Genomic DNA, 10,215 nt, shown 5'->3' on the forward strand with positions numbered 1-10,215 from the left:
TTCGTCGAGGTCCGGGCATTTCGCCCGCAGATCAGCCTAAGCCGGATCAATGAGGGGAACGAATTCCCGTGGTCATTTACCCCAGCGCAGCACCAAGGGATCGAGTTCCCGGGCGATTTCCAGCAAGCCCTCGCGGGTTGCGGGATGCACCGGCTCGAGTGGATGGCGGACCGCATCAGAGGAGATCACGCCGCCCTCCATCATCGCGATCTTCGCCGCGCGGAGCCCGCACTGGCGGTTCTCATAATTGATCAGCGGCAGGACGCGGGCATAGGCCTGCGCGGCCTCCGCGCGGCGTCCCGCCGCATGGTGATCGAGCACCGGGCGGAGCAGATCGGACAGGAGGGCGCTCGACATTACGCCCGTCGCCCCTGCGTCGAGATCGGCCATCAGCGTAATGGCCTCCTCGCCGTCGAATGGCCCCTCGATGGCATCACCACCGGCGGCGATGAGCGCGCGCAGCTTGGCCGCGGTGCCGGCAACCTCGATCTTGAAATAACGCACCAGCGGCAGCTCACGCGCAAGCCGGACCATGAACGGCACGGAGAGCGACACGCCGCTGAGGGGCGCGTCCTGGAGCATCACCGGGATGCCCGCCGCATCTGCCACGCGGGCGAAATGGTCGAAGATGGCTTGCTCGTCGAGGCGGATGCCGGCGCCGTGATAGGGCGGCATCAGCATGACGAGGCTGGCGCCGGCGGCGCGCGCATGCGCGGCGCGCTCGGCGGCGACGCGGGTGGAGAAATGGGAGCAGGTCACCATCACCGGCACGCGTCCTGCCACATGGGCGAGCGACAGCTCGGTGAGGATGCGGCGCTCCTCGTCGGTCAAAAGGAACTGTTCGGAATAGTTGGCGAGGATGCAGATGCCGTCCACGCCCTGGTCGATCATGCAGTCGAGCACACGGCGCTGGCCATCGGGGTCGAGGTCCCCATTGGCGAGGAACGGGGTGGGCGCGACGGGAAACAGCCCGCGATAGGGCTGGGCGGCTGCGGTCATGGCGGCTCCTGAGACACGATGCGGTAAGGGAAGGGGCGCAAACCGCACCCCTTCCATCATTGGCGAAATATCACTCGGCCGGGAGGTTCTCGGGCAGGGATTGACCGAAATACTTCTTGTAGATGTCGTTGAGCTTGCCGTTCTTCAGGTTGGCCGTAACCCACTCGTTCACGAACGTCTTCAGCTCAGCATCGGTCTTGCGCAGGCCGACGGCCATGGGATAGGCGGCCATCTCGATCTTCACTTCGAGCTGCTTGCCCGGGTTCTGCTCCCCCACGGCATTGGCGGTGGAGAGGGCGGCGGCCAGAATATCCTGCTGCCCGGTGGCGACAGCGGTGTTGGCGGTCGCCTCGTCCTCGTAGCGCACGATGTTGGCGGCGACCTTGGCTTCCTTGATGGTCCGCGTCAGTTCGATGTCGGCGGTGGTGCCGCGGGCGACTGCGATGGACTTGCCGGCAAGGTCAGCCGGGGTCTTGATTGCCATCGACTTGGGCGCGGAGACCACCACCGGGATCACGCCGTAGGGGATGGAATAATCCACCACCTTCTTGCGCTCAGGGGTGATGGAGAAGGAGGCGATCACCAGATCCACCTTGCCGGCGAGCAGCGAGGGAACGCGGTTCGCGCCCGAGACCGGCACCACCTCCAACGGCACGCCGAGGTCCTGCGCCAGGAGCTTGGCGGTCTCGACGTCCGAGCCGGTCTCCTTTGCCTGGGCATCGAGCATGCCGTAGGGCGGGTGGCTGACGTCGATGGCCACCAGCAGCTTGCCGCGCTGCTTGATGCCGGCAGGGGTTTCGGCGTTGGCGGCAAGCGGGCCGGCCACCAGGGCGACGGCGAGCGCGAGCGTGCCGGCAATGCGTGTCATGGTCGAAGTCGTGGTCATGGTCGAGGCTCCTCCAAATCTTTTGTTCTGATGCGTTGCAGGGTGAATCTCACAGCCCGTTGCCGACGAACTGGCGCAACTCGACGGTTTGGGGATTGGCCAGCATGTCGCCCTTGCCGCTTTCCCAAATCTTGCCCTGGTGCATGAACACCACGGTGTTGGCGACGGAGCGGGCAAAGGCCATTTCGTGGGTGACGAGCATCATGGTCATGCCCTCGCGGGCGAGCCGCTCGATCACTTTCAGCACCTCTCCCGTCAGTTCGGGATCGAGCGCCGAGGTGACCTCGTCGAACAAGATCAACTTGGGACGCATGGCGAGAGAGCGGGCGATGGCGACGCGCTGCTGCTGGCCGCCGGAGAGCTGCTCGGGATAATTCTGCGCCTTGTCGGAAAGGCCGACCTGCGCCAGTACCTCGGCGGCGAGGTCGCGCGCCTCGCCCTTGCCGATGCGCCGCACCTTGCGTGGCGCCAGCGTGACGTTCTGCTCCACGGTCAGGTGGGGGAAGAGATTGTAGCTCTGGAAAACGATGCCGACGTCCTGGCGTAGGTCCCGCAGGTCCACCGTGCCGGTGTGGAGTGCCCGTCCGCAGACGGTCAGCTCGCCGCCGTCCACCTTTTCGAGCCCGTTGACGCAGCGAAGAGCGGTGCTCTTGCCGGAACCGCTGCGGCCGATCAAGGCCACCACCTGCCCCAGTGCCACGTCGAGGTCGATGCCCTTCAGCACCGAGAGCGAGCCGAAATTCTTGCGCACGTCGCGAAAGCGCACCAGGGGCGCGGCGGAGCTGGTCATGGCGAGACTCTCATACGAAACGGCGGAAGGGCCTGGAGGTTTTATCTGCAGGGTCATGTCGCCCCTCAACCGCGGTGCAGCCGCCGCTCGAACCGGCTCGCCAGCAGCGACATGGGAAAGCAGATGGCGAAATAGATCACCGCGGCGATGGTAAATACAGTGAATGGTCTAAAGGTGGAGTTGTTTATCACTTTGGCCGAGTAAGTCAGGTCAAAGAAGTTGATGACGACCGAATAGGACGTGTTCTTCACGATCTGCACCAAGAAGCCGACCGTCGGCGGCACCGCGATGCGCAGCGCCTGCGGCAGAATCACGAACACGAAACGCTGAGTGGACGTAAGAGCGAGGCATTCGCCCGCCTCCCACTGGGTCCTCGGCACGGCGAGGATGCAGCCCTTCCAGATCTCTCCGAGATAGGCGCCCGCGTAGAGCGTCATGGCGACGCCCGCCGCCACCAGGGCCGGAACGTCAAAGCCGCCGATGCTGATCCCGAAATAGACCACGAACATGATCACCGGCAGCGGGATGCCTTGCACGATCTGCACCAGCGCGCCCGACAAGGCACGGGCAAGCTTGCTGCGGGCGGAGCGCGCGAGCGCGATGGGGAGCCCGAGCAGCGTGCCGCCGACGAAGCCGAGGAGCGAGAGGACGATGGTCCAGCCCGCACCGCGGAAGAGATAGGCGATCTGCTCGACGGTCAGTCCCAGCATGGAAACCTCACAGTGGCGTGCCGAGCCGGCGGCGGCGGGGGAACGAGACCTGGGCAACGCCGAGCAGCGTAAGGCGCAGGAGCGAGGCCATCATGAGGTAGATGACGGCGATGACGAGATAGACCTCGAAGCCGCGGAAGGTGAAGGACTGGATCATGTAGGCGACCCCCGTCAGCTCCTCCGCCGAGATTTGGGACATGATCGAGGTGGCCAACATCATCAGCACGAATTGGCTGACCAGCGCGGGATAGACGCGCTCCACAGCCTGGGGGAGCTGAACCGACCACAGGGCATGGCTCGGCTTCAGCGCGAGGCAGGAGGCGGCCTCGATCTGGCCCTTGGGAATACTCTGGAAGCCGGCGCGCATGATTTCGGCGGTGTAGGCGCCGACATTGATGACGAGCGCAATCACTGCCGCCGGAAACGGGCCGATTCTCACCTGCAGCACGGCGAGGCCGAAGAACAGCCAGAAGACCTGGATGATCAGCGGGGTGTTGCGAATGCCTTCCACATAGATCACCACCACGCGTCGCACCCAGGGCGGACCATAGAGACGACCCACGGCGCACGCCGTTCCGAGCGCGAAGCCAGGCAGGATGGAAGCGGCGGTCATTCCTAAGGTCAACCACATTCCATACCATAGGTCTGGCAAATATTGGTCAAGGAATGAGAAGTCGAATTCGTATGACAAGGCGCAATTTCTCGTCTTCGGAAGCGATTTCCATCGCATTCGATGCAGATACTAACCCGCCTTACGCTATGTAACGCAAAGCCCAACCGAATGCTCGCGGATAAATGCGTTTTTACTGCAATATCAGTGGCATAGGCGTCATCTCCTGCCTAATTTATTATCATTTTTCTATTGACTGGAGGACGTCTAACATGATTGATTGATGCACGCAATAATCATTTTAACGGACAGTTCAATGCTGACGACCCCCACCGCCTCCCCGGTGATCCAACTGAATGCGCGGGACAATGTGGGAGTGGCACGGACCGCTATTTCCGCGGGTGCGCAGGTCTCGATGGAGACGCTTGGCATCACCGCGCCGGCGGATATACCGAGCGGCCACAAGGTGGCGATCCGTGCCATTGCGGCGGGCGAGCCGGTGCTGAAATATGGCCAGGTGATCGGCATCGCGTCCGCCGACATCGCCCCCGGCGCCCATGTGCACCTGCATAATCTCGCCATGCAGGAGAGCGGCGTAGACCATCACTTCGCTGAGGATGCCCGCCCCACCCCGCTCCTCCCGGACGACCAGCGCCGCACCTTTGAAGGATATGTGCGCGCCGATGGGCAGGTGGGAACGCGCAATTATATCGGCATCGTCAGTTCGGTGAACTGCTCGGCCACGGTGGCGCGCGCCATTGCCGACGGGTTCAACCGCGGGGGCGGCCTTGACGGGTTCGAGAATGTGGACGGCGTGGTGGCGCTCACCCACGGCACCGGCTGCGCCATCAACACCAAGACCGAAGGCTATGCCTATCTCACACGCGTTTTGAGCGGCTATGCGAAGAACCCCAACTTCGCCGGCATCCTGATGATCGGCCTCGGCTGCGAGACCAACCAGATCGAGCCGATCGTGAAGAAATTCGGCCTCCAGGAAGGCCCGTTCCTGCGCACCATGACCATCCAGCAGCTGGGTGGCACCCGCAAGACAGTGGAGGTCGCCTCCAACATCATCCGCGAGATGCTACCCGTGGTAAACGCCGCGCGGCGCACCACCGTGCCGCTTTCCGGCCTCAAGGTGGCGCTGCAGTGCGGCGGATCGGACGGCTATTCAGGCATTTCCGCCAACCCCGCCCTTGGGCACGCGGCCGATCTCGTCGTTCAGCACGGCGGCACGGCGGTGCTGAGCGAGACGCCCGAAATCTACGGCGCCGAGCACCTTCTGACCCGCCGAGCGGTGACGCCCGCAGTGGCGCAGAAGCTGATAGACCGCATTGAATGGTGGCGTCGCTACACCGAGCGTAACGAGGCCGAACTCAACAACAATCCTTCTCACGGCAACAAGGCGGGCGGGCTCACCACCATCCTCGAAAAGTCGCTGGGGGCGGTCGCCAAGGGCGGCACCATGCCGCTCGAGGCGGTCTACGAATATGCCGAGATCATCGACCGCACCGGCTTTGTATTCATGGACACCCCCGGCTACGATCCGGTTGCCGTCACCGGCCAGGTGGCGGGGGGCTGCAACGTCATCGTCTTCACCACCGGCCGGGGCTCGGTCTCGGGCTTCAAGCCCGCTCCCTGCATCAAGGTCGCGACCAACAACGAGATGTACGAGCACATGCAGGAGGACATGGACGTCAATTGCGGCGGCATCGTCACCGGTGCTGACACGATCGAGGCGGCCGGGGAGCGAATCTTCGAGAAGATCATCGCCATCGCCTCGGGCGCGCATACCATGAGCGAAGATTACGGCTTCGGTGACAACGAATTCGTGCCATGGCAAATCGGCGCCGTAACCTGAACGCGGGCAAGGAGGCGCCGGTCGTCGATCGCACACCCGCCTATGCGGTGATCGCCGGGCGGCTGCGTCAGTCGATCTCCAGTGGCTCGCTGCCGGAGGGCGCCGTCCTGCTGGAAGGGCCGCTCGCGGCCCTGTTCGGTTCCAGCCGCTCGCCGGTCAAGCAGGCCCTTGCCGAGCTTGAAGCCGAGGGGCTGCTGAGCCGGTTCGAGGGGCGCGGCCTGTTGGTCGGCTGTACGGAGACCCCGCACCGCGTCAAGATCACCTCGGCGATGCTTCAGATGGGCGCCGAGCCACCTGCCGCCACCAAATCCTTCGCGTGGCAGTCGCTGTACTATGATTTCGAGCGCGAACTCATCCTGCGCTCGGTGTTCGGCCGCTTCCGCGTGAACGAACTCGCTTTGGCGCGCCATTTCGACGTGGGGCGGACGGTGGCGCGCGACTTGCTCATCCATGCGCGCGAGGTGGGTATCGTCTCGAAGGGCGAGAAGTCCCATTGGTGGATCGTGCCGCTCGACGAGGCTCGCTTCCACGACCTTTATGAGTTGCGAATTCTGCTGGAGCCCGTGGCGTTGGAAAGCGCCATAGGCCGGATCCCGACGGCGCAGCTCGACACCGTTGAAGCTCGCCTGAAGGACGTGATCTCGCGCTTCCCGCAGGTGGAAATTGCCGACCTCGACGTCCTTGAGGCCGATCTGCACATTGATTGCGTCGGCCACGGCCGCAATCCGGAAATCATCGAGGCCCTGCGGCGCACGCGCTGCATCCTGGTGTCGGGAAAGCACATCCAGGTGGCGTTGAAGCGCCCGACCCTGGTGGACCCGTTCATGGACGAACATCTGGAGATCGTGCAGGCGGTGCGCCGCGGCAACGGCGCGGCGGCAAAGAAGGCCCTGGTGGCCCATCTGCGCGCCTCCAGCCAGAAGGCAGCCGAACGGCTCGCCGCCTTCCGCGCCTCCCAAAGCATGCCCCACCTGCCCTATATCGCCTGAGCCTTCGGCGGGACAGACAAGAACGCTGGGCGGCCATTCCGCCCGGACCTCAGCGCCCTCTTCCTATCCCGGAGCGTCTTGAGGGCGGGGGCGCGCCCGTTGCGACAGGCGCTCGGTCACCGCCGCGACAGGCTCCGCCCAGGCGGTGCTGCTCGGCTGACGGAACAATTGCACGCTGGGATACCAGGGAGTGTCGGAGCGATCCCGCAGCCAGCGCCAATCTGGCGCGAACGGCAGCAGCACAGAGACCGGCCGGCCCATCGCCCCCGCCAGATGGACGATGGAGGTGTCCACCGCCACGACGTGGTCGAGGATTTCCAGGATCGCCATGGTATCGGTGAAATCGACGATCTCGCTCCCGAGGTTGATCAGCGGCGCCGTGCCGTAATAATCCGCCACCTGCGCCATCGCCGGTCCCATCTGAAGGGACACCAGCGCGGTGCACTCCAGCCGCCCAAGCGGGGCCAGCGTCCGGAGGGTCATGGAGCGATTGAAATCGTTACCGTGGGTGGGCCGCCCGGCCCAGACCAAACCCACCGACTGAAAGCCCTGCGGGATCAGCCCCGCCAGCCGCGCGCGCCAATGCGCCACCTTGGCCGGCTCGGCCCGGACATAGGGGACGGGAGCTGGAATGGAATTGATATCGGTGCCGAACAGGCGTGGCAGGCCGGAAAGCGGGCAATAGGCATCGAAGGCCGGCACGTGTTCCCAGCGGTCGAAATATTGGGTGATGCCACCCTGCTGCAGCACGATCGGCTTCATCTCCGAACTGCATGCCATGATGAGATTGGGGCAGAGCCGCGCCACATCGGGGATGTAGCGGCAAAACTGGATGGTGTCGCCGAAGCCCTGGTCGCCGATCAGCAGAAGAGTGCCTTGGGGCATGGGCTGGCCATCCCATTGCGGCTTGCCGTGGTGCGGCAGAAGACGCGGCGAACCGGGCAAATCGAAGCGCCATTCATATTCGCCCCAGCCCTCGGCAAACCGCCCGTCCAACAGAAGCGCTTCCGCCAGCTCGAAATGCGCGGACGCCATAGCCGGCTCCAACTCCAACGCGCGCCGGGCATAGTGGATGGCTGCCTCCACCTCCATGCGGTCATAATGGATGACGCCGAGGTTATAATTGGCCCCCGCATCGGTGGGCGCCAGTTCAACCGCCCGCCGGCCATGGAACACCGCCTCGTCGAGCCGGCATTGGCCGCGATAGATTTCGCAGATGTTGCGATGAAACAAGTGATGGTCCGGCGCCAGAGCGATCGCCCGTTCGAGGCGCTCGATCGCCTCCTGCGGCCGTCGGCGGCGATGGGACAAGATGGCCCCCTGATGGAACGCCGGCGCATAGTTCGGCATGGCCTGAAGCACCTGCGCGAGGAGCTGCTCCGCCTCCTCCAGCCGCCCGGCCACCTCGTGCGCTTGCGCCTCAGCCAGCCAACCGTCGACGGTGCGGGACGCGCCCGGCGTTCCAATTGCCACCGGGATCTCGCTCAATGCGCTTGCCGCACCAAGGCCGTCCGCCCCGAAACGAAGCTGATCTGCGCTAGCCATCGATTGCATAGCCCAGCCGCATGATGACCGGCTCCAACATCGGGATCACCGGCGCCAGGTGCTTGAGGTAATGGCGATAGCGATAGCGCGACGCGTCGTAGAGTTTCTCGGTCACCTGGGCATAGCTGGCGGTGCGCGCATAACGCTTGTTCTCGTGGAATTGCAGGCACCTTTTGTCGAACGGAAGGTCGGCAAAAGCCAGCATGCGGCGCACATGGGTTTCCTGGTCGCCCACGATGTCCTCATAGCGGACCGCCAGATACTTCAGCGCCATCTCCCGGCGGTAATGATCCACGAGGTCCATCACCAGCAGATAATGCTGCGCGATGGTCTCCAGCGCATTGGCGCAGTAAAAGCCATGGGTCAGGTGGTTGGAATAGACCGACAGGACGATGTCCAGCGGGTGGCGCAGCACATGGATCAGCGGTGCGTCCGGAAACATCAAGGCAATGAGCCCCATATGGGTCTCATTGAGCGGCATCTTATCGGTGAAGCGGGTGGCTCCCGGCTCGACAATGCCCAATTGGCGAACCCGCTGGAGATAATAATCGCGCAGATGATCCAGCCCCTCGCACTGGTCCCCCATCCACAGATCGGCGAGCGCCTCGGGATACGCCAGCGGGCTATTGAGCATGCGCGGCATCAGATTGGCGATGTCGTGGACGAAGGTGAGTTCGTCGCCGGCTGAGACCTTGGGATGGGCAGAAAGGGTCTGTTCCACCATCGTGGTGCCGGAACGCGGGAAGCCCAGGATGAACAGCGGGCGGGGGCCATGCTCCACCGGCTTTGCCCGGGGCACGATGCGCAGGCGGCTGGCGGTGAAATAGGCCTTCAACCGGGCCGCGAGATCGGCGGCGTGCTCGGCCATATAGACCGTGCCGCTCACCGCCACATTCTTGCGCTTACCGGCATCGAAAGCCGCAAAAGCCTCGTCGTAGCGGCCCATCTTGTCCAGCAGGCGGCCCTTCTCCAGCATTTCGTTGGTACCGAGACCAGATCCCGGACTTTGCTGCTCCATCTGCTCCAGAAGAGCCAGCGCAGCATCATAATCCTTGGTGCGGCCGCGCAGAATGGCGCAATGCAGCAGCACGCTCGGATGGCCGGGAACCAGCGCCTGCGTGCGGTCCAGCAAAGCCTCGGCGCGGGAGAAATTGCGATCGGTCTCCTCCATGCGCGCCCAACCCAGCAAGGTCTGCAGCACCGCAGGCGCAAGCGCTGCGGATTCCTCATAAAGCGCGCGGGACTCCGCCATTTTGCCCTGGTTCTTCAAATTCCAGGCGAGATTGGCGAGAAGAATGGGCTGGCGCTGTCCCAGCAGATCGAGCGCCCGGCGATAATGAAACTCGCCGACCTGGGGCCGATTGGCCTCGGTCAGGATCATGCCCATCAGATTGTGCGATTGCGGATCCGCCGGCGCGATGCGCACCGCGTTGCGGGCATGAACCTCCGCCTCGGCAAGATCGCCTTTGCCGAACAGCAGCAGGGCCAGTTCCTGCGTCGCCCAGACATTGTTCGGGTCCAGCGTCACCAGCCGGCGCACCAGCGCCTCCGCCGCCGGCAAGGCGCCCTGGGCCTTGCGGATCTGGTAGAGGATGGCGAGCGCCCCGCCCTGCCCCGGCGCCAGTTCCAGCACCTCCAGGCACAGCCGCTCGGCCTCGGCCAGGGCGCCCCGCGCGTGGTTGGCGATGGCCTGGTCCACCAGCGGCAGCAAATGCCGGCTGGCGGCCGCAGGACCGAGCGTGCGCAGATCCACTTGGCAACAGCGCAGGGGCCGCAGGCCGCTGCCGCAGGCGCAGAGATTGGGGTGCAACGCGTTCATGGGCCG

At 64.4% G+C, this 10,215-nt stretch carries 9 protein-coding genes; 2 read left to right on the forward strand and 7 right to left on the reverse strand.

The features are described from left to right. Window positions 1-72 precede the first annotated feature (72 nt). The 5 genes from V5F77_RS04675 to V5F77_RS04695 form a co-directional block, all read right to left on the reverse strand. Complete coding sequence (locus V5F77_RS04675) at window positions 73-999, reverse strand: dihydrodipicolinate synthase family protein (RefSeq protein WP_429004163.1); 927 nt, start codon at window positions 997-999, stop codon at window positions 73-75. Window positions 1,000-1,069: 70 nt separating this feature from the next. Next, on the reverse strand, window positions 1,070-1,885 hold the full coding sequence (locus tag V5F77_RS04680; protein WP_429004164.1) for a transporter substrate-binding domain-containing protein: 816 nt from the start codon (window positions 1,883-1,885) through the stop codon (window positions 1,070-1,072). A gap of 49 nt (window positions 1,886-1,934) precedes the next feature. After that, on the reverse strand, window positions 1,935-2,675 hold the full coding sequence (locus V5F77_RS04685; protein ID WP_429004165.1) for an amino acid ABC transporter ATP-binding protein: 741 nt from the start codon (window positions 2,673-2,675) through the stop codon (window positions 1,935-1,937). A gap of 65 nt (window positions 2,676-2,740) precedes the next feature. Continuing rightward, entirely contained in the window at window positions 2,741-3,385 is a 645-nt protein-coding gene (locus V5F77_RS04690) for an amino acid ABC transporter permease (protein ID WP_429004166.1), read from the reverse strand. Window positions 3,386-3,392: 7 nt separating this feature from the next. Then, window positions 3,393-4,076, reverse strand: coding sequence for an amino acid ABC transporter permease (locus V5F77_RS04695; protein WP_429004167.1), 684 nt, complete (start codon window positions 4,074-4,076; stop codon window positions 3,393-3,395). Between the two features lie 235 nt (window positions 4,077-4,311). Here V5F77_RS04695 and V5F77_RS04700 point away from each other — a divergent pair, with 235 nt between their 5' ends. Beyond that, complete coding sequence (locus V5F77_RS04700) at window positions 4,312-5,856, forward strand: UxaA family hydrolase (RefSeq protein WP_429004168.1); 1,545 nt, start codon at window positions 4,312-4,314, stop codon at window positions 5,854-5,856. Next, window positions 5,832-6,845, forward strand: a complete 1,014-nt coding sequence (locus V5F77_RS04705) for a GntR family transcriptional regulator (protein ID WP_429004169.1) — start codon at window positions 5,832-5,834, stop codon at window positions 6,843-6,845. Before V5F77_RS04700 ends, V5F77_RS04705 begins: the two co-directional genes overlap by 25 nt. A gap of 63 nt (window positions 6,846-6,908) precedes the next feature. Here V5F77_RS04705 and V5F77_RS04710 read toward each other — a convergent pair whose 3' ends face one another. Then, window positions 6,909-8,390, reverse strand: a complete 1,482-nt coding sequence (locus V5F77_RS04710; protein ID WP_429004170.1) for a tetratricopeptide repeat protein — start codon at window positions 8,388-8,390, stop codon at window positions 6,909-6,911. Continuing rightward, a complete protein-coding gene (locus tag V5F77_RS04715; protein ID WP_429004171.1) occupies window positions 8,383-10,209 on the reverse strand; it encodes a sulfotransferase family protein in 1,827 nt (608 codons plus the stop codon). The genes V5F77_RS04710 and V5F77_RS04715 overlap by 8 nt, the downstream gene beginning before the upstream one ends. Window positions 10,210-10,215: the final 6 nt, after the last annotated feature.

The sequence above is a fragment of the Roseixanthobacter psychrophilus genome (assembly GCF_043195195.1).
Lineage (GTDB): Bacteria > Pseudomonadota > Alphaproteobacteria > Rhizobiales > Xanthobacteraceae > NCEH01.

What these genes read in the sequence shown, in the direction of transcription:
- V5F77_RS04700 (WP_429004168.1), top strand. Translation starts at nt 4,312, where the DNA reads ATGCTGACGACCCCCACCGCCTCCCCGGTGATCCAACTGAATGCGCGG.
- V5F77_RS04675 (WP_429004163.1), bottom strand. Translation starts at nt 999, where the DNA reads ATGACCGCAGCCGCCCAGCCCTATCGCGGGCTGTTTCCCGTCGCGCCC.
- V5F77_RS04680 (WP_429004164.1), bottom strand. Translation starts at nt 1,885, where the DNA reads ATGACCACGACTTCGACCATGACACGCATTGCCGGCACGCTCGCGCTC.
- V5F77_RS04710 (WP_429004170.1), bottom strand. Translation starts at nt 8,390, where the DNA reads ATGGCTAGCGCAGATCAGCTTCGTTTCGGGGCGGACGGCCTTGGTGCG.
- V5F77_RS04715 (WP_429004171.1), bottom strand. Translation starts at nt 10,209, where the DNA reads ATGAACGCGTTGCACCCCAATCTCTGCGCCTGCGGCAGCGGCCTGCGG.
- V5F77_RS04685 (WP_429004165.1), bottom strand. Translation starts at nt 2,675, where the DNA reads ATGACCAGCTCCGCCGCGCCCCTGGTGCGCTTTCGCGACGTGCGCAAG.
- V5F77_RS04690 (WP_429004166.1), bottom strand. Translation starts at nt 3,385, where the DNA reads ATGCTGGGACTGACCGTCGAGCAGATCGCCTATCTCTTCCGCGGTGCG.
- V5F77_RS04705 (WP_429004169.1), top strand. Translation starts at nt 5,832, where the DNA reads ATGGCAAATCGGCGCCGTAACCTGAACGCGGGCAAGGAGGCGCCGGTC.